This window comes from Geobacillus sp. BK01 (assembly GCF_052220245.1).
Lineage (GTDB): Bacteria > Bacillota > Bacilli > Bacillales > Anoxybacillaceae > Geobacillus.
The window spans coordinates 111145-135928 of record NZ_JBQPTH010000006.1 but is presented as its reverse complement, the minus strand read 5'-3'; the positions used below and the strand labels follow the sequence as shown (position 1 = coordinate 135928).

Genomic DNA, 24784 nt, shown 5'->3' with positions numbered 1-24784 from the left:
TTAAAAGATTGATTTTTTAGGGAGTGGCTGATACATTCGTTAAAGAAGAAAAGGCAAAAGGGGAACTTATCATGATCAAAAATGAAAAAAGTACGAACGTGATCCAGTCGCTGCAAGTCGGCTTGAACATTATTGACATTGTCGCTACAAAAAACCGGCCGTTAAAATTCACGGAAATTCAAGAACTAACCGGCATTACGAAAAGCAATTTATATAAATATTTAAATACGTTGACGATGCTTGATGTGTTGTATCGCGACAAAAAAGATGGGACGTATTCACTTGGTGGAAAATTCATCGAATATTGCGCGGCAGCGTTAGGGGATCGGAATGTGATCGGAAAAATTACGCCATATTTGCGCGAAATCAGTGCCTCGACGTCCCAAACCGCCTTGCTGGCTGTCTGGACTCATGGCGGGCCTGTGATCGTTGATATATACAGCGCCAATTACGGCTTAAACATTGGAGCGCAAGTCGGGACGCGGCTTCCGCTTTTATCAGCGACAGGAAAAGTGTTTGCGGCGTTCAAGGATGAGCGCGATCCGCAAGTAAAGGAATGGAAGCAAAGCGAGTTGAGGAAATTGACTGATGAGCGGCGCAAACAATTGGAAGAGGAGATCGAAGGCATTCGACAACGGTTCTTCTCGTATGCGTTAGAGCCGTTAGTCAAGCATGTCTCGTCGTTTAGCGTCCCGGTCTTGGACTTCCAGCGCGATCTCGTTGCTGCGGTAACGGTAGTCGGATTCACCGAGCGGATCCCGAAGACGGCCGACGAGCAGGCAGGGAAGTATATTATGGATTGTGTGGCGGAAATTTCGAAGTCTTTTGGTTTTTTGGCCGACTAACCGGAGTGGGAGTCGGTTTTTTTCGATAACAACAACCTAAACCTATCCATCCGACGTTCATTTCGGGTGGATGGGTTTTTTCGATGTTAAGAGCGAGATCGTGAAAGAGATTTGTTCGTAATTTCACTATATAAAATATTAAAAAAGTTTTGACTAGGGAAATGGTTTATTGTATAGTGAAATTAGTTCACTATTTATATAAAACAGTAAAGGAGAGGGGATTGGGAGCACGGTTCTATATCAAAATGTAAACGTTTCCCTTTTCTCGTACAGGAAAGGCAGCGCTTCGATCTTGATGAAAGCGACGAGCGATCAACTGATTATAAAGGGGTGAGTGCATTGCAAACGATCAATCTTGAACAAATCATTCATGCAAGCAAATTTAACCGTTTTCATTTTGGGTTAGTGGCATTATGTTTTCTCATTATTTTGTTTGACGGCTATGACTTAGTCGTTTACGGGACAGTAGTCCCCGTGTTGATTGAAGAGTGGGGATTAAGCTCTGTCGAAGCGGGGACGATCGGCAGTTACGGATTATTCGGGATGGTGTTCGGGGCAATTTTGTTAGGGATGATGGCTGACCGGTACGGGAGGAAGCCCGCTATTATTCTTTCCTTATTCTTATTCAGCTTTTTTACGATGCTTTGCGGGTTTGCAGATAATCCAACGACTTTTTCGATTTATCGTTTCCTTGCCGGTTTGGGGCTTGGCGGCATTATGCCGAACATTACCGCGTTGTTGACCGACTACGCACCGAAACGGTTAAGAAGTTTACTGGTGACGATCGTATTATGCGGCTACTCGGTCGGCGGCATGTTGGCGCCGGTGTTTGGCATGACGCTCATGCCAATATTCGGCTGGGAAGCAGTGTTTTGGGTTGCTGGTTTTGGACTTTTATTTATCCCGTTCGTCTACAAGTATGCTCCAGAAACGGTAGTGCGCCTTCTGCAAACGGGAAACAAACAAGAAATTGTTCGCATAATGGCCAAAGTAAATCCGGAAGTGCCGTTGTCGGAGAAAGACGAATTTACGACAGACCGCCAGGAACGGGCGAAAGTGCCGGTTGTGGAGCTGTTTAAGGAAAAGCGGGCATTAAGCACGGTCTTATTTTGGACAACGTATTTCATGAGCTTGTTGATGGTATACGGGTTGAACACATGGCTGCCGAATTTAATGATGAAAGCCGGGTACGGCTTGAATTCCAGCTTGGCCTTTTTGATGATTTTGCAAGGCGGATCGATTGTTGGGGCGATCGTTGTCGCGCGCTTAAGCAGCAAATACGATTTGAAAAAAATGCTTTCCTTTTTATATGCCATCGGCGCCGTAGCGATGACACTGTTAGGATTTGGAGGGGATATGCTATACATTTATGCGCTCGTAGCGGTAGCCGGGGCAAGCTCTGTCGGGGCGCAGCATTTGATCCAAGCATACGTTTCCCAATACTACCCGCCTTCTGTCCGTTCAACGGCGCTTGGCACGGCATCGGGAATGGGGCGGTTTGGCGGAATGTTTGGGCCGATGGTTGGCGGATGGCTGCTGTCGATGGCGCTTCCTACCCCGATGAATTTTCTTGCTTTCGCCATCCCGGGAATTGTTGCGGCCACTGCGCTGGCAATCGTGCCGGCCAAACGGGCGTACTATAGCAGTAGTGAAGTTGTTGGCAATAAAGAACGGTTAAGGGAAAATGCCTAGTCTTTGTGATCACATATTGGCCGCAAATGGTGCTATGGATCCCCAATGCTTTAAAATAATGGGGAGGATGGCGCAAAAGTCAACAAAAAAGCTGTACAGCGGAGCGTGTGTAACGCTCCGTTTTGTACAGCTTCATTTTTGGCATTATTGTTCTTGCAGAAAATATTTTTCAATATCATCCAACATCAAGTGGGCTGCGAGCACACCGCCAGCCGTGTTCCAAATCGTGTCGCTCACTTTGTACACTTTGCCTTGTTTCGCGACGTTTAAGTTTTGGAAGAGCGGGTCGTTGATCCATTCTTTCTCAAGTTCGCTTGCTTTGCCGTCCCCGGTTTCATATGTAAAGTAGAACAAGATGTCGCCGTCCATGGCCGGGATGCGTTCTTTCGTCACGCCGGTTTCCGCAAAGTCGTTCACGTTTTGCGATTCCGGGCGGGCGAAGCCGAGTTGGTCTAAAATGACGCCGGAGAACGAGTCTTTATGATAAATGCGGACGTCGCCGGCCATAAAGCGGACGATCGAGACTTTCATGTTTAACTTGTCGCCGAGTTTCGCTTTTAAGTCTTCAATGCGCTTGTCGTATTCAGCGATGACTTGCTTTCCTTTCTCTTCTTGGTTGACCGCTTTTGCATAAAGCATAAAGTTGTCTTTCCAATTGCCGCGAAGCGTTTCGGCAAACACAGTCGGAGCAATTTGTTTCAGTTGCTCGTAAATTTTTTCATGGCGCAATTTGTTGCCGATGATCAAATCCGGTTTCAAGGCGGCGATCGCTTCCACGTTTGGCTCCGATTCGAGACCGAGCTCTTTGACGCCGTCCATTTGATCTTTAATGTGGTCGTACCACGGATCGCCCGTCCACGACTTGACAGCGCCGACCGGTTTCACGCCTAATGCAAGCAGCGCTTCTGTTCCTTCGTTCGTTAAAATGACGACCCGTTTAGGCGTTCCTTTGATTTCGGTCGTGCCCATGGCGTGCTCAACCGTATAGCTTTCTTCCGCTTTCGGTTCCTTGTCTTCCGCCGGCTCGGCCGTCTCTTCCTGTTTTCCGCCGCAGCCCGCGAGAAGCAGGAGAGAAAGAATGAAGGCGGAAAGCAGAGTAAGATGCTTCAATTTCACAGTCAAATCCCCCTTTGATATTGATAATGAGTTTCATTTACGCTAATATAATAAATAACAGTGATAATCACTGTCAATAGAAAATGAAAAAAATGATGGGAACGTCATGAAAAAATCATAAAAAATGTTGACGATGAGAGTCATTATCAAATAGACTTAACGATAGATATATAATTAATGAAGCAAGGGAGATCGCGGGAATGTTCGCAACAAACCGTCAAAAAACGTTTGGCCTCATCGGGCTGTTTATCTTGCTTCTTGCGGCCATGTGGATGAGCATTGTGTACGGATATACCGATACGAACTGGCGGCAGGCAGTGGCAGCGCTTATTGACAATAACGGCTCGAACACCCATTTGGTTGTAGCGACAGTCCGTCTGCCGCGGGCGCTTATTGCTGCGGCGGTCGGGGCGAGCTTGGCGATGGCGGGGGCGCTCATGCAAGCGCTGACGCGAAACCCGCTCGCTTCACCGGGTATTTTCGGTATCAACGCCGGGGCCGGCTTTTTCATTGTCATTGTCGTGACGTTTTTTTCTGTTTCTTCCTTGCAGATGTTGTCATGGGTCGCATTTATTGGCGCAGCAGTAGCGGCGGCGATCGTGTTTGTGATCAGCGCCGCGGGGCAAGACGGGTTAACGCCGCTGAAGATGACGCTTGCCGGTACGGCGGTCGCTGCCTTGTTCGCTTCGCTGACGCAAGGGATGCTGGCGATCAATGAAAAAGCGCTCGAAGAAGTGCTCTTTTGGCTGGCCGGATCGGTCGCCGGCCGGAATCTGGAGCTGTTGGCAGTCGTCTTTCCGTATTTGGCCGCCGCCTGGCTCGGGGCCTTGTTGTTGGCGCGGCATGTCAATATTTTAATGATGGGGGACGATGTAGCGAAAGGGCTCGGGCAGCGGACGAACTTGATCAAGGCTGCCGCCGCTCTGTTAGTCGTGCTGTTGGCTGGCGGATCGGTCGCCGTCGCCGGCCCGATCGGGTTTATCGGCATGATGGTGCCACATGTGGCGCGGGCGCTGGCCGGCATTGACCATCGTTGGCTCCTTCCATACTGCGCCTTGCTTGGCGGGATTTTGCTTTTGGCGGCTGATATTGGGGCGCGCTACATACTCATGCCGCGTGAAGTGCCGGTCGGCATCGTCACCGCGTTGATCGGTGTTCCGTTTTTCATCTACATTGCCCGCAGGGGGATGGCAGCAAAATGAAAAAATACGTCACGGTCCGAATGGGAAAACATGTCTCGTTTTTCTATGACAAAAAAGCTGCCGCCGTGATGGCCGCGCTCGGGGCGGTGGCGGTTTTGCTTTTTCTTGTCAGCGTCGGCAGCGGGGAGATGCGCATTTCGCCGTTCGAAGCGGCCGCAGCGCTGCTCGGATATGGGGAAGAGATCCACCAAACGGTCATTTTGACGTTCCGCCTGCCGCGTGTGCTTGTCGCTTGGTTGGCTGGAATGGCGCTTGCGGCCGCCGGTGCGATTTTGCAAGGGATGGTGCGCAATCCGCTCGCTTCGCCGGATGTGCTCGGCATCACCGGTGGGGCAGCTGCCGCGGTCGTCGCCTTTTTGGCACTGTTTAGCGACGAAAACAACTCCCTCACCGTCAGCATCCACTGGCTGCCGCTCGCAGCCTTTCTTGGCGCCAATGCCGCTGCGTGGCTCGTGTATTGGCTCGCGTGGAAAAACGGTCTCGCCCCGCTTCGGCTTGTGCTGGTCGGCATCGGCATTTCCGCGCTCATGCAGGCGGTGACGACGCTGCTTATGATCGTCGGGCCGATTTACCGGGCGAGCCAGGCAAACGTTTGGATCACCGGCAGCGTATATGGGGCATCTTGGCAGCACGTTTCGTTCATGGCGCCATCGGTCATTGGACTGCTTCTTATGGCCGTGCTTGTGTCCCGGCACGTCAATGTGCAAGAGTTGGGCGACGAACTGGCGGTTGGACTTGGCAGCGCGGTCGAACGGCAACGGCTCGGGCTTGTGTTGCTCAGTACAGCGCTCACCGGTGGGGCGGTGGCGTTTGCCGGCGGCATCGGGTTTGTCGGGCTGATGGCACCGCATATGGCGCGTCGGCTTGTCGGTTCGGCGTTTGGCGCGCTGCTTCCGACGGCGGCGCTGTTAGGCGGCGTGTTAGTCATGGGAGCGGATTTGGCCGGGCGAATGCTTTTGGCGCCGACGGAAATCCCGGCCGGCGTGTTTACGGCCGCACTCGGTGCGCCATATTTTATTTATTTATTGTACCAAACTCGGAAACCATAAATGAAGGAGGGGGCAAGCATGCACGCGCTGCAGGCGAAAGAATTGACATTGTCGTACGGGGATGCGCTCATTATCGATCGGTTGAACTTGACGATTCCAAAAGGGAAAATCACGGTGTTCATCGGCGCGAACGGCTGCGGCAAGTCGACGCTCTTGCGCGCCTTGGCCCGGTTGTTAAAGCCGACAGGCGGAGCTGTATTGCTTGATGGGAAAGAAATCGCCAAACAATCGACAAAAGACATTGCCCGCCGGCTGGCCATTTTGCCGCAGTCGCCTGTGGCTCCGGAAGGATTGACGGTTCTTCAGCTCGTCAAGCAAGGGCGTTACCCGTACCAAACGTGGCTCAGGCAATGGAGCGACGAAGATGAGCGCGCCGTTGCACGCGCCTTGGCGGCCACCGGGCTTACCGAACTCGCCGAGCGGCCCGTTGACTCGCTGTCCGGCGGTCAGCGCCAGCGCGCGTGGATTGCCATGACGCTGGCGCAAGAAACAAACATCATCTTGCTTGATGAGCCGACAACCTACTTGGATCTCGCGCATCAAATCGATATTTTGGATTTGTTGTTTGAGTTGAACGAAACAGAACGGCGAACGATCGTTATGGTGTTGCATGACATCAATTTGGCATGCCGCTATGCGCATCATCTCGTCGCCATTCGTGACAAAACGGTGTACGCCGAAGGGAAACCGGAGGATGTCATTTCCTGCCAGCTCGTGAAAGATGTGTTTCAGATGGACTGCCAAATTACGTACGACCCGCTCTTTGGCACCCCGCTTTGCATCCCGTATGGAAAAGGGCGGCGCATCCTACAGAAAGAAGGCGTATCGTGATGAGGTTAAGCGAAGAGGAAATGAAAGCGTTGGAAACGTACCGTTTCTCAAGCGAGACCACCAATGTCTTGTCATCGATGTTGTTGGATCGGCTGCTGAACGATAACGAACAGCTCGTGAAGTATGTCGCACACGTCCGTACCGAGATGGGGGCGGCGAACGACGCGGTTGCCGCTTCCATGCTTATCAAACGGTTAAGCTTTTTGGCGCCGATGGCTTTATACGCCATGTCGGTATGGAACAAACGATTGATCCTTGACCCTGAACGTATTTGGCTGGATACGGACAACCAAGGGGAGATGTGGATGCCGCGCTTTCGCTTGGAGCCGCCGGAAGCGGAAGTATGCGGCATCGAGCGCAGCCGTTGGCGCGAGCAAGCCGTTCGCGACGTATTCGCCGGTTTGTTTGCCCCGCTTATCGTCCGGTTGCGGCGCCTGACGCGCATCTCGCCGCTTATTTTATGGGAAAATATTGCTATTTATGTATATTGGGTGTATGAACGTTGGTTCGAGGATGAGGCGCTTGCCCCGATCACTGACCGGCTGCGGGATGATTTCCGCTTTCTCATTCATGAAGCCGACGGCCGCCTGTTCGGTCAAAAAGACAATCCGCTCCGCCGCTTTTGGAAAGGCGCGAGCGGCATGCAGCGGACAACGTGCTGCCTGTATGTGCAAACAAAAGGGGGAACGTGTTGCCAAACGTGTCCGCTCAAAGCCCGTCAGCGGCAAACCGGGTGACCGGAAAGCCACTGGCGGGCGGTTTCATGTTTTTGACAAAATGTTTGTGAAATTTGTTGATTTTTGCCGGTATTTTCGTAAAAATGGAAGTGAGGATCACGGCATATTTTGATCAATGACGAGGTACCATCGCATGGACAAGTATACGGCCTTTTTCCATCACTTCACAGAAGCAGTCGTCATCTTTAACTGGCAAGGTGTCATGATTTATCAAAATCCAGCCTTTGACCGTTTGGCGTTAGGCCGGGAAGAAAAGGAGGCGTTGGCGGCCGAAGGGCGGGCGCAAGCCAAACGGATGAAAGAGCGGTTGGCCACCTTTCAGATTGAATTGCCCGGCGGTTCCTTCGTAGCCGGAATGTCACCGATCATCGATGAACGCGGCCAGGCGGCGGCCATGTTATGCGTCCTTCGCCGCCAAACAGCGGCGGATGGGCTGCAAGCGCGGCTTGCAGAAGCGGAGCGGCGCCTGCAGCTGATTGTCGAACACTCGAGCGATTATGTATTGATTTTTTCACGCCACGGCGAGTTGGTGTACATTCCGCCGTCATGGAAACGAAAAACGAATGAGCGCCACCCGATATCGCGCGAAGATGTGCTGGCGTTTGTCCATCCGGATGACGCGCCGGTCGTGGCGCAAAAACTGGCTGAGCTATACAGTACATACGAGGTGCAAACCGTAGAATTCCGCAAGCGGGGCGAGCAAGGCGAATGGATTTGGGTCGAAGCGCAAGGGAAGGCCATTCTTGACGAGGCGGGAGCGTTGGATTGCGTTATTGTGACCGTGAAAAACATCAGCGAGCGAAAACGGTATGAGGAAAAGCTGCGTCAGCTCGCTTACTTTGATTCACTCACCGGCATCGCCAACCGCAGCTATTTTGAACGGCATATTGATGGGCTGATCACAGGCCGCACACCGTTTGCCCTTTGTTATTTAGATTTTGACAAGTTTAAATGGATCAATGACCATTTTTCCCATCAGGCCGGCGATTACTTTTTGCGCGAGGCGGTCAAGCGCGTCCAGCAAGCGCTCCGTCCCGACGACTTTTTCGCCCGCGTCGGCGGCGATGAGTTTGTCCTGCTGTTGCCGAATGTGACGAAAACGGAGATGACCACATTGGCCGAGCGGCTTGTCAGCTCCTTTCACGAGCCGTTTTATTACGAAAAACAACTCATTCAATCGACGTTATCAGTCGGCATCGCCTTTTTCCCGCAAGACAGCGACCGGATTGAGCAAGTGATGAAATACGCCGATCAAGCGTTGTATGAAGTGAAAGAGCGGGGGCGAAACGGCTATGCCTTTTATCGTCCGACCGAGCACCGGCAGGCCATCATCGAGCAAGACTTGCCGTTTGCCATTATGCGCGGGCAGTTGTATTTATGCTACCAGCCGAAAGTGCGGCTCGCCAAAGGGCGGACGATGGGGGTCGAAGCGTTGCTGCGCTGGCGCCACCCGGTGCTTGGCGACATTCCACCATTCGATTTTATTCCGTTGGCCGAGGAGAGCGGGTTTATTTTTGAAATTACGCTATGGGTGCTCGAACGGGCGTGCCGCCAAGTGAAAGAATGGGAAAGAAAATTTCCCGGCTTGAAGCTGGCCGTCAATTTGTCGCCGTTTCTGCTGAATCGTCCCGAACTTGTCGAGCATGTGAAGCGCATTTTGCGCGAGACCGGGCTCGCGCCTGACCGGCTCATTTTGGAAGTGACGGAAAGCGGGTTGATGGAAAATATTGAGACGGGACGGCACATTTTAATCGAATTGCAGCAGCTCGGCGTGCAGGCGGCGATCGACGACTTTGGCACCGGTTTCTCTTCGCTTGCGTATATTCGCAATTTGCCGGTGTCGCTGTTGAAAATCGACCGCAGTTTTATCCAAGGTATTGTTGAAAACTCAAAAGATGCGACGATCGTCGATACGATCATCCATTTGGCAAAAAGCCTGGATATTGAAGTACTGGCTGAGGGGGTTGAGACCGAGTCGCAAGTCGTCCTTCTTTCACAAATGGCTTGCGATTATGCGCAAGGGTTTTATTTCAGCCGTTCGCTTGAAGCGGAAAAGCTGCAGCAATGGCTTGAAGAACATAGCCGCACCGCCTGCGGGGAATCGCCGGCGTAGCCGATCATTTCCGTTCATTCTTTTCCCCGTTTTGCCGCACACTAACGTTGAGATAGGCAAAGAGGAGGAAAAGAAGATGGAATTTGCGCCAAGAAGTGTCGTGATCGAGGAGTTTATTGATACGCTTGAGCCGATGATGGAAGCGTATGACCTTGACCAAGTCGGCATTTTTGAAGAGCATGGTGAAGGCAACCGCTATTACATCGGCTATACGATTAACAAAGATGATGAAATGATCGTCGTTCATATGCCGTTTGTCCGCAATGAGCGGGGCGAGGTGGCGCTTGAAAAGCAAGAATGGACGGTGCGAAAAGACGGCGATGAGAAAACAGGCTATCGCTCGCTGCAAGAAGCGATGGAGGAAGTCATTCATTAACGACAAGCGGCCCGGGAGGCCGCTTTTTGGCTGACGGAGAGGGAGAGAGGCATGATCCGGGAACTTCAACTAGCAGACAAAAAAACAGCCGCCAAGGTGCTTCATTTGCAACGGCGCGCGTATGCCATCGAGGCGCAGCTCATCGGGAGCACGGCGCTTCCGCCGCTGCGCGACACGGTCGATGCGCTGCAACAATGCGGCGAGCGCTTTTTCGGCTATTGTCAGGGCAAACGGCTCGTGGGGGCGATCGCTTATAAGCGGAACGGCCCGACGCTTCGCCTTTGCCGGCTGATGGTCGACCCGGACTGTTTTCGCCAAGGGATCGCCAGTGCGTTGCTTGCCTTTGTCCTTCAGCAAGAGCCTTCGGCAAGCGGAATGGTTGTAACGACCGGCAGCGGCAACGCGCCCGCCATTCGTTTTTATGAACGCCATGGATTTCATGCGATTGAGCACATCGAAACGTCGGAAGGAATTGAACTAACGAAACTTGTGAAAAAGAACTGGAAAATATGAACAGAGCCGGTGATTTGGTGAGAAGCTCCAAATCCGATGGCTGTGTTGCCCAACGGCATTCAAGCGGGAGATCAAGGATGACAGGAACGAACATGCCGCGTTTCGTTTGCTTGAACCGGCTGTTGAATAATGGATAGGTTGATAGAGGGGAGACATACGGGAGGACATGACAACAACATTGTATTTGACAAGACATGGGGAAACAGAGTGGAATGTGGAAAAGCGGATGCAAGGATGGCAAGACTCGCCGCTCACGGAAAAAGGACGGCAAGACGCCATGCGGCTTGGAAAGCGGCTTGAAGCGGTCGAGTTGGCCGCGATTTATGCGAGCACCAGCGGCCGGGCGTGCGAAACGGCCGAGCTCGTCCGCGGCCGGCGGCCCATTCCGATTTATCAGGACGAACGGTTGCGCGAGATTCATCTTGGTGATTGGGAAGGCAAGACGCATGACGAAATCCGAGAGATGGATCCGCTTGCGTTCGACTATTTTTGGAACGCGCCCCATCGGTACGCCCCCGAGCGCGGCGAGCGGTTTTTCGATGTGCAGCAGCGGGCGCTGGAAGCGGTGCGGCGCATCGTTAGGCGGCACGAAGGAGAAACGGTGTTAATCGTCACTCACGGCGTCGTGCTGAAAGCGCTCGTGGCGGCCTTCAAAGGCGCGCCGCTTGACCAGCTTTGGGCGCCGCCGTATATGTACGGCACGAGCGTGACGATTGTGGAGGCGGATGGGGAGAGGTTTCATGTTGTCGTGGAAGGGGATGTGTCACATACGAAGGAAGTAAGAGAAGTATAAGAATGATCATTAGCTAAAGAAGGATGGGCGATTGACTGTTGCCCATCCTTTTTAGTTTTGAAACATTGTTTTCCAAATTATAAACTAGGCGATAAATCACAGCAATGCTGGATGGATGTCTCCATTGTTTGTAGTGGTGCATTTTTATATGATGATGTTGTCTTTGACTTTAACGAATGGGGAGGCATTATGGAGATTACGGGGTATCATGATCCATGGTTAGTTGCCATTTCTGTCATTATTGCTGTCGTTTCCTCTTACCTATCCTTGAATATTTCTGAAAAAGCCGTTAGCCATGACAAAGAAAAAATTATTTGGGTGTTTATGGGAGCCATAATCACCGGTTTAGGAATTTGGTCTATGCATTTTACAGCCACGCTTGGGTACCGCCTATATTCCCCTATAGCCTATAAAGTGATCCCGACGGTTTTATCGTTTTTGTTGGCCGTGTTATGGTCGTTCCTTGCTCTGTATTTAGTTTGTTGCAGCAGGGGAAAGGCTTGGCGCTTTGTTTTAGGCGGCGTCTTGATGGGGACTGCCATTAGTTCGCTCCATTATGTGGGGATTGCAGGGATGAACACGGGAATGTCTATGCACCATCACCCGTTTTTTGTTTGTCTATCAGTTGTGATTTCCTTTTTCACCTCGTTCTTGGCTTTGTTGATCCTTTTTGTTGCCTGCCGTGCAGAAAATAATTGGCCTTTAAAAAAGATCATCAGTTCCGTTGTCATGGGAGGCGGAATCGCGGCGATGCATTATATCGCAATGAAAGGGACATCGTTTCAACTACCTTATAACGGGGAAATAACGTGGGCGGAATTCGCTTCATCGATTCCGTCTGATGGCTTAGCTTACATTCTCGCTTTGATTACGATTGCGATATTGGTCATGGTCAATGTGATCGCTTCCATCGAACGGCGGGAAGCGCTGCGGCAACAAAAACTTACAGAAGCTCATTATCAATGTCTAGTGGACTACAATCCGCACCTTGTATTGTCTGCTAATCTTGAGGGAGGAATTGTCACCATTAATCCAAAGGCGGCAGAAATATTGCAGGTTCACCGTGACGCGCCGCCGGCCAGCTTGTATGAGCTGCTTTACGAACAAGATTATGAAAAAGTTGAGGAATGTTTGAGAAAGGTGAAAAAGGGTGAGCCTTGCTTTTTATCAGCCCTAGTAAGAACAGCTCAGAAAAAAACGGTAATCATGGAGTTTACGTTTATTCCAATAACAGGGGGAAAAGATGTCATCGGGTTGTTTATGGTCGGAAGAGACGTTACACCACTTGTAAAATATCAAGAGCGTATAAAGAAAACACAACAAGATTTATGGAACACCATTTGCCAACAGCAAGGAATGATTTTTAAGTTTACGAAAAGGGGGGAGCAGTTCGTTCATACGTTATGCGGCGGCGAACTGCTTCATAGTTTAGGGCTTGATCCGAAACAGGTGCTTGGCAAGACATTGCATGATTTTTTGCCGAAGTGCATCGCCGACCAAAAAGAGCGGTATTACCGGCATGTGTGGGAAACAGGGGAAGCGTTGTACTATGAGGGGAACGTAAATGGAATCGACTATTTGACGAGTTTGCGCCCTATAAAAGAGAACGGCCAGGTGATTGAAGTTGTCGGTTCGGCGATCGATATTACGGAAAGGAAAATAATGGAACAAGAGATGCTGCGGGCAAAGGAAGAGGCAGAAAAGGCCAACAAGGCGAAATCCAATTTAATTTCGCGCATGAGCCATGAAATTCGGACGCCATTGAACGGCGTGCTTGGATTCGCCCAATTGCTGGAAATGGACGATTCTTTAAACGGTCAGCAGCGGGAGTTTGTGCAAGAAATAGTAAGCGGTGCCCGCCATTTATTAAATTTAATCAATGAAATGTTAGATCTGGCAAAAATCGAAACAGGAAGGCTGCATTTAACTTATGATGTCGTTCACCCGAACAGCATTATTAAAGAAAGCATTAAATTAATCGAACCGTTAGCTAATAAGAAAAACATTGACATTAAAGACCAATCGGATCCTGATGAGGAAGTGTATGTATATACGGATGCGACAAGAATGAGGCAAGTGCTGTTGAATTTGCTCGACAATGCTATTAAATACAGCCCTAAAGGCAGCACGGTCGTTGTTGAGGGGAAATATAATCATGGCAGCGTGATGATACACGTAAAAGATAACGGGATAGGCATCCCGGACGAAGAAAAAGAAAACATTTTTGAGCCATTTTATCGAGTCAAAGGCACTCGTGTTGACGGCCATGGCATCGGTTTGGCTTTTGTCAAACAAGTTCTTCACCTCTTGGGCGGCACGATTAGGGTGGAAAGCAAGTTGGGGGAAGGGAGCGATTTTTCGTTCAGCCTGCCGGCGATCAATCATTTCCATGGCCGACCGCATTCTCTAGGAGGCGGACAAGTCAACCGGGATCGATTATTGAAGCTCGGGAACAAAAACATTTTATATATTGAAGATAATATAGCCAATCTAAAATTGTTAGAGCATTTGTTGCGGCCATTTCCCAATTTTTTGTTGACGTTTGCCTGCGATGGCAGTGAAGGCTTGCAAAAAGCTGCCAATGGTCAATTTGATCTTATTCTTATCGATCTCAATCTTCCGGATATAAGCGGATATACAGTATTGGAAATGCTGCAAAGGGACGGGCGGACAAAGCATATTCCCATGATCGCACTTAGCGCCAACGCCGTGCCGAAGGAGATTGAAAAGGCTTTAAAAATGGGATTTTCGGACTACATGACAAAACCGTTGGACGTCAACCTGTTTCTCGAAAAATTAGCAACCATATGTGAAGAAAAGCGCTCCCATAGATAAAGGAAGCTTCTGCATTTTTCGACAAAAAAACAATAAATATGTCGTAAAAAGTCAAAAAGATAGCCTGATATGTCCTTTTGGTTGTTGTTGAGGGTTGGATTGATGTCTCACGTGCGCGAATGGAGTTAGACAGACGCATGGAAAAAGATTATATTGAAATCTAAACAAAAGCTATATTAGGTTAATGGTCGTACTCATCCCTCGGTACAATACACGATTAACGACCTATGAAAGGACCGTGAAAGCGTGATCTCAGTCTCTGTTAGAAAACTGATCGACAGGCAACAGTTTGAACACGTTTACCAGCCGCTTTGGGATCTGTTTAACTGGAGCATTTTCGGCTATGAGTCATTGGTACGGGTTAACGGTGTCAATTATGTTGAACGTCTTTTTCAAGCAGCTAGAGAGGAAGGATGTTTATACGAATTCGATCTAGTGTTGTTAGAAAGTTCCATTTCTCAGTTTCCTTTTTTGGAAAAGAAAGGAAGACTACTTTTCGTAAATGTGTATCCGTCCACGGTTTTGCACCATAAGTTCGAGCCGTTTTTAAAAAGGATAATTGAACGCTTCCCGTACGCCAAAAACCGAATCGTATTCGAACTGAATGAAACAAAAGCAGAGGAGGACATATGGGGGGACGACGGGCTAAAAGCAGCGATACAGACGATGAGAGAGTACGGGTTTTACATTGCTATTGATGATGTAGGCAAAGGGGCATCGACCTTGCAAAAAATTATTGAGTTACAGCCGGATTATGTAAAATTGGATCGGTATTTTGCTCAAGGGTTGGCCTCTAATGAAGAAAAACAAAAAATAGTCAGCTTATTGGCGGACTACTGCGGCCGAAAAATGGTGCTCGTTTTAGAGGGGATCGAGAAAGAAGTGGATCTTGCCCAAGCAAAACTGCTGAGAGTCCCGGCTGCGCAAGGGTATCTTTTAGGCAAACCGGGTAAGCTAACATGACAAAGCCCTAACGCCTGAAAACCGGGTCAACGTTGCTTTGGCATCAACGTAATGTCGGGCAGCCGAACGATCGGGCAAATGAATCCACAATGGTTCGACAAGTGTGGGAATGTTTTCAGTGAAAGCGAGAATTGCCGGCAAACCGGAAGATTGAATAAAAGGAGTGTATTTAGGTTGTAAACATTCTAGGCAAAGGGGGAATGTTGATGGAACAGACGGTCATTTCAAAAGGAAAAAACATCAATGAGGCAATTCATGCCGGCCTAGCGATGTTGCAAAGCAATCGTGAAGAAGTGCAGATTGAAATTATTCAACAAGAGACAAAAGGGATTTGGCGCATCGGTTCGAGACCGGCCGTTGTAAAGATAATGAAGGTAGAAAAGAAAGCAGAGGCGCCTGACATAGTCGGGGAAGAAAAAAACTCCCCAGCAGATAACGACAAAAAAACAGAGTCAAAAGCAACAGAGAACTGTACAAATGGAAAAGTATGGGTGAAGGAAGGGCGGATTTTTTATCGTTTGTCGCCGCTATGCTATCCGACGATTACTGTAGGGCATGGCGTTCTCCTTTTAAAAAATGGTCAGCCTGTGACTGGGACGACAGTCATAACGGAAGGGGATCGACTGGAAATACAAACACTTGAGGAGACGGTTGAAACGAAATGGGATATTATTGTCGATGAAGACAAGATGCACGCTATCTTGCGCATAGAGCCAGGGATAACAAAACGTTTTGAACTTAAAGATATCGATCCTGATTATCATATTGAGTTAAAAGCCCAGCAGCATATTGAAGTGCGCAACAGCCTCGGATATAATCAGATTTTGCAAAAGCTAAAATCGTTAAATGTTGTCCAAGGGTTTGATTTTATTGCGATGGCCGAGGCAGCTAAAGCAACAAAACCGGGAGATTTCGTCATTGCGAGAGGGATGAAGCCGCGGGAAGGAAAAAACGGCTGGGTGGAGCCAACGGTCAATATAGGCCATCAGCAGGCAAGACCGAGACTGCGTGAAGACGGTACCGTCGATTTCCGCGAAGTAAACCGTATTCCTTCTGTTCACCTCGGACAAGTCATCGCGGTCGTTCACCCTCCGATTCCAGGTGTTCCTGGCATGACCATAACGAACGAGCCGATTCTGCCTAAACCTGTCCATCCGGTGACGGTCCATTTAGGAAAAGGGGTCACAGCAATTGAAAACGGGACGAAAATCATGGCGTTAGCTAATGGGCGGCCGGTGTTCCAACAACAAGGGATGGATGTGTATATATGGATAGTGGACAAGCTTACTCATCAAGGCAATGTCGATTTAAGTTCCGGCAATATCCGGTTTCATGGTGACGTCGATATTACCGGCAGCGTGGAAGACGGAATGAACGTTGAGGCAGAGGGCAATGTGACGGTGTTTCAAAATGTCAACCGGGCGACGGTTACGTCAAAACAAGCCGTCTTTATTAGGCAAAATGTCATTGGAAGCGTCATTTCGGCAGGGGAAGGCCGTATGCTCGTTTCTGAGCTTGCACATTTATTAAGCTCGGTTGAAGAATACATTGAAAGAATGATTTCTTCCATAAAACAACTAATCAATTCTCCGGCATTTAAAAGGACAAATTGGAAACAAAACGGGTTACTCCCGCTAATAAAGCTGTTAATGGACTATAAATTCCGTCCTTTGTCATCAATAGGACAAAAGTATATCGAAGCGGTGAAAAAGGGCGGCCATTCGCAGCTCGAGCCAGTTTGGCTCGATTTAGCTGAGCGGCTTCAACTTTGTTTTTTCTCAAGTATTCCGAACGAACTCCATTCCCTTGAACGGTTCACCAAGCTGCTTGAAGACATTAAGGCAACGACGAAACAACATATGAATGGAAATGGTGAGCACAGTTATGTCGAGATGGCCTACGCGTTGAATAGTACGATCTACTGCAGCGGCGATATAACCGTTTTTGGCCAAGGGTGTTATAACTGTACCATTCATTCCGGCGGTTTTCTAAACGTAAAAGGAGTTATGCGCGGCGGCCGCGCCTTGGCCCGAAAAGGGGCGTTTATTCAAGAGGCTGGTTCGGCTTCCGGGGTCGTTACACACATTGCCGTGCCCCAAGGCCAAACGGTGAGGTTTGGTGTGGTTAAAGAGGGGACAGTAGTTCAAATCGGTAAAACATCTTACACGTTCCAAGAGGGGCACCGTCAAATTGAAGTGTCGCTAGATGAAAATGGACAAATTATGTTGACTTAAAAAACCGGGGGATATAATGTGTTTATATGAGTCGACGAAAAATGGGCAGATGTAGAAGAGCGTTTAAAAGCGAACTTAAATATAAGACAATAGAAGCGCCTAAAGCGGTGTATCAGGAAATCGAGTGTTTTCATATAGGCTTTTCAATTTATTCACTGTCCCTTTTGTTGATTCAACAAAATTGGATTGTCTGTTCTTTTCATCGATGCCTGCAAAAGAGAAAGAAAAACAGGCGATGGTTTTCAGAACTAGATCGGAAGAGAATGAAGTATTTCGCATTGCTCAACTGGAAGAAATGTTAGAAGCCAATGTTCTGCCAACCAAGGGAGGGGGTTCATTCAAAATAGGGGATTAGAAAGAAGGTAAGGAAACAATGGAAGATTTAAAAATTGTGATTGCTGATGATGATGCGTCTTCCAGAACGATTTTGCGGCATTTTATTTGCCAGTTTCCCCATTACCATGTTGTGGCTGAGACGGCGAGCGGGGAGGAACTTTTGCGGCTCGTGCTTCAAGAACAGCCGGATATTGTGTTGGTCGATATCAGTATGCCCGGGCTCGATGGCATGGAGGCAGTAAAAATATGCAAACAGCTTTTGCCCTCTGTTCAAGTGATTTTTATTACCGGATATGATGAATTTGCCGTAGAGGCTTTTGAAGTGTCTGCTACGGACTATATCGTGAAACCGATTGAGCGGACGCGTCTCTTTTATGCGCTCGAAAAAGCCCGCAAACTGATTGATATGGCCAAGCAATGTGCTGCGCCAGCGAAGCAGCCAAACAAAAGGCTTGGAATCCGGTCGAAAAACGCTATTGTTTTGTTGCCGATGGAGGATATTTTATTCGTGGAAAAGGAAAGCAGAAAAACCGTGATTCATACGGTAAATGAGCAATATGAGACAACGGAGACGCTGAACGAAATCGAAAAGGAGCTGGATGATGATTTTTTTAAAACTCATCGTTCCTATATCATTAACTTAAAAAAGGTAGTGAAAATTACACAAGTTGGCGAAACGTATTTAGCCCACTTTCTTAATAGCGAAAAAGTGGCGTATATTTCGAAGCTGAAATTTCATGAAGTGCAGAGGAAAATCTTTGATATGAATAGGTAGGCGGTCTTTTTTGGTGAGAAACAAGGGCTTGTAGAAGACCGCTTAAAACAGCAGTGAATGGAAAGGAAATTTTTATTTACTATCGGGGGTTCACATGGAACAGGACGAGAGGTCGTTGATCGAGCAGCATTTCAGCATGCTACGGGAGATTTTCGACGCTATAGACGATATGATTTTTGTTGCGAAATCCGACGGTTGCAGCTTTCGCTATATATGGGCCAATAAGGCAGCTTGTCGCGCCATCGGAATGGACAATGTCGCCGGTAAACGGTTTGAAGATGTTTTGTCTCCGGAACGGGCAGCCAAAATAAAGGATAACTACAAACAGGCTGCCCAAATGAAAACAACGATTACTTATGAAGATGAAATGGAAACGTCCAATGGATGGAAACATTATGAAACCGTTCTTACTCCGCTTAATGGGGAGGGCGATCGGCATCGATGGTTTGTCGCTGTTGTTCGTGACGTTACAGAACGAAAGGTGAAGGAGCGGGAACTTCAAAAGATGAAGGAGCAGCTGGAAGCGAGCAAGGAGCGTTACAAAACGTTTCTTGAACATTTGCCGGGGGGAGTGCTAGTATTTAACCAAGAGGGAATGGTTATTTACGCAAACATCGGCGCTGTGCAGCTGCTCGGGGTGAAACGAAAAAGCGATATTGTAGGCATTCCAATATGGGCGATCTGCCAAGGCTTAAACAAAACAGTATGGAAAAGAGCTTTGAATGGCCAACTCTCTTTTATTGAGAAAGTGGACACATTTGATGGCAGGACGATTTATGTAAGGTTGTCGCTTTCGTATATCGAATACGACGGAAATCCGGCCATTCAAGGGATTATGCTTGATGTGACAGAACGGATTCATTACGAAAACAAGCTAAAGTATTTAGCATTCCATGATTCATTAACCGGCTTTCCAAATCGGAGATTGTTTCTCGATCTCGTGCGACAGTCAATCGAGGAGGCGAAACGGAAGAATAGACGGCTGGCTGTCATGTATATAGATATGGACCGCTTCAAGGAAGTGAATGATACGTTCGGCCATGATGTAGGGGATCAGCTGCTGAAGTTATTCGCCCAAAGGGTGAAGGACAATATTGGGGCGAATGCCATCCCATGCAGAATTGGAGGAGACGAATTCCTAGTATTAGTAAAAGATGTAGCGAATGATGCGGAGATCGAGAAAACAGCCCATAAACTGCAGCAAAGCATGCAACCCCCTTTCCTTGTCAACGGACATAAAATCGTTGCGACCATTAGCATAGGAATCGCTGTTTACCCGTCGGACGGAAACTCTTCGAAAGAATTGATCCGCCATGCTGACTACGCCCTTTATGAGGCAAAGAGTGTACGCAACAGCTATCAATTTTACAGCCAAAATGTCAGAAAAGCCGCCAAATAGGCGGCTATTGTGCCGGCAGGCGTTTATTTCCTAATTTGCTAGGATGGTTTTTCGTTTTGCTGCACACAATCTTTATAAATGGAGGATGTCCCAAAACGAGAGGGACATCCTTTTTTATCTTTGAAGGTGCTTCATTTGCTGAACAGCGCCCATCTTAAAACAACGCATAGGCGAGAGGATTAGGAAGGGCAGTCTGTTGTTGCATGAATCCCGGGAGAGGAGTCAAATAAGCCCCAACCATCTCGCCAGCTGCGCGGTCGTAAAGGTGACCGCAATGGCGATCGCTGTCGGCAAGGCAAAGGCGACAAACGTCCATTTCGCGCTTTTTGTTTCTTTATAAATGTTGACGAGCGTCGTGCCGCACGGATAGTGAAGCAAGGAAAACAGCATCATATTGAGGGCGGTGAGCCACGTCCAGCCGTGGTCAAGGAAGATTTGCGTAAGCGAATGAAGATCATCGACTTCCGTCAGCGCCCCTGCTGATAAATATCCCATCAACAAAACCGGCACGACAATTTCATTGGCCGGCAGTCCTAAGATGAACGCCGTCAAAATATAGCCATCCAAGCCCAGCGCTTTTGCGAATGGATCGAGCCAGCCGGCGAAAGCGGCTAGTGCGGTCGTATCGCCGAGATGGATATTGCCGAGAATCCACGTGATCACGCCGGCTGGCGCCGCGACCGTGACCGCTCGTTTCAGCACATAAAGCGATTTGTCGAGGGTGGCCCGGATGATCGTTTCGACGATTTTTGGGCGCCGGTATGGCGGCAGCTCCAGCGTGTAATGGGTCGGGATTCCGCGCAAGGCTGTCTTCGATAATATCCATGAAACGGCCAACGTGACGACGATGCCAAACAGCACGATGGCGACGACAACCCCGGCGGTGACGAACGTGTTCCATCCGCCTGTATAGCCGGCCGCCATAAATAAGGATGAAAGCAAGATCAATGTCGGCCAGCGCCCGTTGCACGGAACGAAGTTGTTCGTCAAAATGGCGAGCATCCGCTCGCGCGGCGATTCGATAATGCGTGTTGATATAATGGCCGCCGCGTTGCAGCCGAAGCCCATCGCCATCGTCAACGACTGTTTGCCGTGTGCGCCCGCCTTTTTAAACAGCCGATCCATATTAAAGGCGACGCGCGGCAAGTAGCCATAATTCTCAAGAAGCGCAAACACCGGAAAGAAAATCGCCATCGGCGGCAACATCACGCTGACGACCCAGGCGGTGCCGCGATACAGGCCAAGTATGAGAAGACCGTGCAGCCAATCGGGGGCGTGAACCGCTTGAAAGGCCATGGTGAGATACGTTTCAATCGTTCCGAACAAGCGGGCGAGCGAATCGGAAAATACGTTGGCGCCGGCGATGGTCACGTACAGAACAGCGGCGAGCAGCGCCAGCATAATCGGAAATCCCCACCGCCTTGACGTGACGATCCGGTCAATTTGTTCCGTTCGATTCCGTTTTCCGCTCTTCGCATCGGTGACACATTCCCGGCAAAGCGCGGCTGATGTTTGGAAGATCGAAGTAACGATTTGTTCGCGCGTATCGGCCGGTGCGAATGATTTCGCCTCTTCCATCAATTGGTCAAACCGATTTGACGGATCCGCAACAAGCATATGCGTTTCCCTCCTTGGCCAATGGTCGCGGCGGCTGTTTCAGCGCTTGAAGCAACGAGGCATCACCGTCAAGGAGACGAAGAGCGATCCAACGGGCCGGATACGTGTCCCCCACCATGTCTGTCACGAATGGAAGAAGTCGGGCGATGCCTTGTTCGATTTCCGGGCTGTACCGGATGGAAAGCGGGGTGGTGCTGATGCGGCCCTGGGCCATCGCCTCCACCGCATCGAGCAGCGCATCGATGCCTTCCCGGTTGCGGGCCGATACTGGCACGACCGGCACGCCGAGTTTGGCGGCTAATTTTTCAGTGTGGATATGAATACCGTTCTTTTTCGCTTCGTCGATCAAATTGACCGCAATCACAACGCGGTTCGTCATTTCCAATACTTGAAGCGCCAGATTCAAGTTGCGTTCTAATGCTGTTGCGTCGACGACTACAACCGTGATGTCGGGCCGTTCAAACAGAAGAAAGTCGCGCGCCACTTCTTCGTCGGCAGAGTTGGAATAAAGCGAGTACGTCCCCGGCAAGTCGACGAGGCGGTATGTGGCGCCGCGGTAAGTGAACTCCCCCTCAGCACGGGTGACCGTTTTTCCCGGCCAGTTGCCGGTATGTTGGCGCAAGCCTGTCAAGACGTTGAACAACGTGCTTTTGCCGGTGTTCGGGTTTCCCATTAAGGCCATCGTATACGTCATCTCAGCCATGGTGGATCTTCTCCCCGTAAATATTGTCACTTTCTTCTTTTCGTAATGCGACCGTCGTTCCACAAACGTGATAGGCGGTCGGATCGCCAAGCGGGCTTTTCTGCCCGATTTCGACTTCTCCTCCTGGTACAAATCCTAAATCGAGCAAGCGCCTTTTCAGTATAGGATCGGGAACAGCGAGTTTTACGATGCGAAACCGGTCTCCCGGCCTCATGTCTGAGAGACGGCAATCATTTCCTTGAACCATAAGATTTGCCCTCCTATTAATATTTTTGATAAAGGACATTTTTTTTACCTAGACCAACTTTTGTGTTTATCATATTCCCGTTTCCCGGTTTTGTCAACAAATTTGTTTCGAAAATGCGCGCACGCTCAGCGGTCATGTTTATGCCAGGGGAAGGACAAAACGTTGCCCATGGATCTTTTTCGATCCATCTGTCGGTGAAACGTATATTCAAAATTATTTGAAATAATGTTATGATATAAATAGTCTGAATAAAATAGCGGCAGAAAGGCGGTGACGGCGTCTCGTGACGCACGGTAAAATGAAAGCGATTACGGAAGGAACGATCCTTTGGCAACCGACGGATGAACAAGTGAAACACGCAAATATTCAACGCTACATGGATTGGCTGAAAGAAAAAAAAGGGTTGTCGTTCGCCTCGTACCGTCAGTTGTGGACATGGTCGGTCGAACAGCTTGAGCAGTTTTGGGAAACGGTGTGGGAATATAGCGGCGTGCAGGCGGCGACGCCGTACGAATGTGTGCTGCGGGAGCGGAAAATGCCGGGGGCGGAGTGGTTCCCGGGGGCGACGCTCAACTATGTAAGCCACATTTTCCGGCATGCACGCACCGACCGCCCGGCCATCATCTTTCGCTCGGAGCGCGTGCCGTACCGGGAAGTGTCATGGCAGGAGCTCGCCGAAAAAACGGCGGCGATCGCCCGGGCGCTGCGGGAAATGGGAGTAAAGCGCGGCGACCGCGTTGTCGCTTACATGCCGAACATTCCGGAGACGGTGATGGCCTTTTTGGCGTGCGCGTCTATCGGCGCCATTTGGTCAAGCTGCTCACCGGACTTTGGCGCCGGCAGCGTCATTGACCGTTTTGTGCAGATCGAGCCGACGGTCTTGTTTGCGGTTGACGGCTGCCAATACAATGGCAAAGAATTTGACAAAATGCCGGTTGTCTCTGAATTGCGTGCTAAATTGCCGTCGTTAAAAAAGACGGTGCTATTCCCGTATTGGCGCGGACAGATGGAAGCGCCGGATGACGATGTCGTGCTGTGGGACGATGTCGTGGCGGACAAGACGGAGCTCGTGTATGAGGACGTTCCATTTCACCACCCGCTTTGGATTTTGTATTCTTCGGGAACGACCGGTTTGCCAAAGCCAATCGTCCAAGGGCATGGCGGCATTTTGCTTGAGCATTTGAAAGCGCTGGCCATCTCGGAAAATTTGTCGAAAGACAGCACGTTTTTCTGGTTCACGACAACAGGCTGGATGATGTGGAACTTTCTCGTCGGCGGCCTGCTGGCCGGGTCGACCATCGTGCTTTATGACGGCAGCCCGACCTACCCGGATGGCAGCGTCTTATGGGATCTGGCGGAAAAAGCGGGCATCACTCATTTCGGCACGAGCGCGGCGTTTATTAACGTCTGCATGAAGCTCGGCCTCAAACCGAAAGAGCAACATGATCTATCGAAGCTCCAAGCTTTGCTCTCGACCGGCTCGCCGCTGACGGTTGAAGGATTTGCCTGGGTGTATGAAAACGTGAAGGAAGATATTTGCCTCGCATCGTGCAGCGGCGGGACGGATGTGTGTACGGCGTTTGTCGTCGGTTCGCCGATTTTGCCCGTCCGTGCCGGCGTTCTCTCGTGCCGCGCGTTAGGGGCTGATGTGCAGGCGTTTGATGAAAACGGCCGGCCGCTTGTGAATGAAGTCGGCGAGCTTGTCATTACGAAGCCGATGCCGTCGATGCCGCTCTTTTTCTGGAACGACCCGGACGGCGAGCGATACCGGAACAGTTATTTTGATACGTATCCCGGCATTTGGAAGCACGGCGACTGGATCAAAATTGATGAGCAAGGCGGCTGCGTCATTTACGGCCGTTCCGACTCGACGATCAACCGCGCCGGCGTCCGCATGGGCACGAGCGAAATTTACCGCGCCGTCGAAGCGGTTGACGGGGTGTTGGAGAGCCTTGTTGTCGACTTGGAAATGATGGGCAAGCAATCGTTCATGCCGCTCTTTGTCGTTCTCAAGCCGGGCGCGGTGCTCGATGACGAACTGAAAGACCACATTCGCCAATCGATTCGGCAGCACGTTTCGCCGCGGTTTATTCCAGATGAAATTTACGAAGTGAAGGAAATTCCGAAAACGTTAAACGGAAAGAAAATGGAAATCCCGATTCGCAAGCTGCTCTTAGGCTTCCCGCTCGAAAAAGCCGTCAACCCCGGCTCGATGGCGAATCCGGAGGCGCTTGACTTTTTCCTCGAGCTGGCGAAGGCGTTGGCGGCAAAGACGCAGATGAATTAATATTGTTTTCTTGTCCGAATGAAGGGGTTGTTGTTAAGCGTGTTGCTTAATAACAACCTTTCTATGTCTAAAACACAACCTAGCCTATGATTTAGAGAGAAGAGCAGTTGGCGTGGCTCGA

Annotated in this window: 20 protein-coding genes; 16 read left to right on the top strand and 4 right to left on the bottom strand. The window is 49.8% G+C overall.

Annotation, left to right across the window (positions count from 1 at the left end):
* Positions 1-71 precede the first annotated feature (71 nt).
* The gene (locus tag ACTVDO_RS08865) at positions 72-845 is read left to right on the top strand and encodes an IclR family transcriptional regulator (RefSeq protein ID WP_020959586.1); all 774 of its coding nucleotides are present in this window, start codon (positions 72-74) and stop codon (positions 843-845) included.
* Between the two features lie 330 nt (positions 846-1175).
* Positions 1176-2537 carry an MFS transporter gene (locus tag ACTVDO_RS08860; RefSeq protein ID WP_442901351.1) on the top strand — a complete coding sequence of 454 codons (1362 nt, stop codon included), beginning with the start codon at positions 1176-1178 and terminating at the stop codon, positions 2535-2537.
* Between the two features lie 144 nt (positions 2538-2681).
* On the opposite strand, the gene ACTVDO_RS08855 is transcribed toward ACTVDO_RS08860, so the two are convergent.
* Positions 2682-3653 (bottom strand): ABC transporter substrate-binding protein, encoded by a 972-nt coding sequence (locus ACTVDO_RS08855; protein ID WP_020959588.1) that lies wholly within the window; start codon positions 3651-3653, stop codon positions 2682-2684.
* Positions 3654-3853: 200 nt separating this feature from the next.
* Between ACTVDO_RS08855 and ACTVDO_RS08850 the strand changes: the two genes are divergently transcribed.
* From ACTVDO_RS08850 to ACTVDO_RS08790, 13 genes are all read left to right on the top strand, one after another.
* Entirely contained in the window at positions 3854-4855 is a 1002-nt protein-coding gene (locus ACTVDO_RS08850) for a FecCD family ABC transporter permease (protein WP_020959589.1), read from the top strand.
* The gene (locus ACTVDO_RS08845) at positions 4852-5904 is read left to right on the top strand and encodes a FecCD family ABC transporter permease (RefSeq protein WP_020959590.1); all 1053 of its coding nucleotides are present in this window, start codon (positions 4852-4854) and stop codon (positions 5902-5904) included. Before ACTVDO_RS08850 ends, ACTVDO_RS08845 begins: the two co-directional genes overlap by 4 nt.
* An 18-nt stretch (positions 5905-5922) precedes the next feature.
* On the top strand, positions 5923-6735 hold the full coding sequence (locus ACTVDO_RS08840; RefSeq protein ID WP_020959591.1) for an ABC transporter ATP-binding protein: 813 nt from the start codon (positions 5923-5925) through the stop codon (positions 6733-6735).
* Complete coding sequence (locus ACTVDO_RS08835) at positions 6735-7472, top strand: IucA/IucC family C-terminal-domain containing protein (protein ID WP_020959592.1); 738 nt, start codon at positions 6735-6737, stop codon at positions 7470-7472. The genes ACTVDO_RS08840 and ACTVDO_RS08835 overlap by 1 nt, the downstream gene beginning before the upstream one ends.
* A gap of 133 nt (positions 7473-7605) precedes the next feature.
* A complete protein-coding gene (locus ACTVDO_RS08830) occupies positions 7606-9585 on the top strand; it encodes a putative bifunctional diguanylate cyclase/phosphodiesterase (RefSeq protein WP_020959593.1) in 1980 nt (659 codons plus the stop codon).
* A 76-nt stretch (positions 9586-9661) separates the two neighbouring features.
* On the top strand, positions 9662-9961 hold the full coding sequence (locus ACTVDO_RS08825) for a DUF5634 family protein (RefSeq protein ID WP_020959594.1): 300 nt from the start codon (positions 9662-9664) through the stop codon (positions 9959-9961).
* 51 nt (positions 9962-10012) lie between these two features.
* Positions 10013-10474: a GNAT family N-acetyltransferase gene (locus ACTVDO_RS08820; protein ID WP_020959595.1), complete on the top strand. Its 462-nt coding sequence runs from the start codon at positions 10013-10015 to the stop codon at positions 10472-10474.
* Positions 10475-10640: 166 nt separating this feature from the next.
* Positions 10641-11267, top strand: a complete 627-nt coding sequence (locus ACTVDO_RS08815) for a histidine phosphatase family protein (protein ID WP_020959596.1) — start codon at positions 10641-10643, stop codon at positions 11265-11267.
* A gap of 111 nt (positions 11268-11378) precedes the next feature.
* Positions 11379-14102, top strand: coding sequence for an MHYT domain-containing protein (locus tag ACTVDO_RS08810; protein WP_442901350.1), 2724 nt, complete (start codon positions 11379-11381; stop codon positions 14100-14102).
* Between the two features lie 246 nt (positions 14103-14348).
* The gene (locus tag ACTVDO_RS08805; RefSeq protein ID WP_442901349.1) at positions 14349-15065 is read left to right on the top strand and encodes an EAL domain-containing protein; all 717 of its coding nucleotides are present in this window, start codon (positions 14349-14351) and stop codon (positions 15063-15065) included.
* Between the two features lie 206 nt (positions 15066-15271).
* Complete coding sequence (locus ACTVDO_RS08800; RefSeq protein WP_442901348.1) at positions 15272-17299, top strand: flagellar assembly protein A; 2028 nt, start codon at positions 15272-15274, stop codon at positions 17297-17299.
* 373 nt (positions 17300-17672) lie between these two features.
* Positions 17673-18410: a LytR/AlgR family response regulator transcription factor gene (locus tag ACTVDO_RS08795; RefSeq protein ID WP_442901347.1), complete on the top strand. Its 738-nt coding sequence runs from the start codon at positions 17673-17675 to the stop codon at positions 18408-18410.
* A gap of 94 nt (positions 18411-18504) precedes the next feature.
* Positions 18505-19809, top strand: a complete 1305-nt coding sequence (locus ACTVDO_RS08790) for a diguanylate cyclase domain-containing protein (protein ID WP_442901346.1) — start codon at positions 18505-18507, stop codon at positions 19807-19809.
* A 222-nt stretch (positions 19810-20031) separates the two neighbouring features.
* Here the strand turns inward: ACTVDO_RS08790 and ACTVDO_RS08785 are convergent, their stop codons facing one another.
* From ACTVDO_RS08785 to ACTVDO_RS08775, 3 genes are read right to left on the bottom strand one after another with little or no spacing between them, the layout of a single operon-like run.
* A complete protein-coding gene (locus tag ACTVDO_RS08785) occupies positions 20032-21426 on the bottom strand; it encodes a nucleoside recognition domain-containing protein (protein WP_020959604.1) in 1395 nt (464 codons plus the stop codon).
* On the bottom strand, positions 21395-22129 hold the full coding sequence (locus ACTVDO_RS08780) for a FeoB small GTPase domain-containing protein (protein ID WP_020959605.1): 735 nt from the start codon (positions 22127-22129) through the stop codon (positions 21395-21397). Before ACTVDO_RS08780 ends, ACTVDO_RS08785 begins: the two co-directional genes overlap by 32 nt.
* Positions 22122-22376 (bottom strand): FeoA family protein, encoded by a 255-nt coding sequence (locus ACTVDO_RS08775; RefSeq protein WP_020959606.1) that lies wholly within the window; start codon positions 22374-22376, stop codon positions 22122-22124. The genes ACTVDO_RS08780 and ACTVDO_RS08775 overlap by 8 nt, the downstream gene beginning before the upstream one ends.
* A 298-nt stretch (positions 22377-22674) precedes the next feature.
* Between ACTVDO_RS08775 and ACTVDO_RS08770 the strand changes: the two genes are divergently transcribed.
* A complete protein-coding gene (locus ACTVDO_RS08770; protein ID WP_020959607.1) occupies positions 22675-24663 on the top strand; it encodes an acetoacetate--CoA ligase in 1989 nt (662 codons plus the stop codon).
* Positions 24664-24784: the final 121 nt, after the last annotated feature.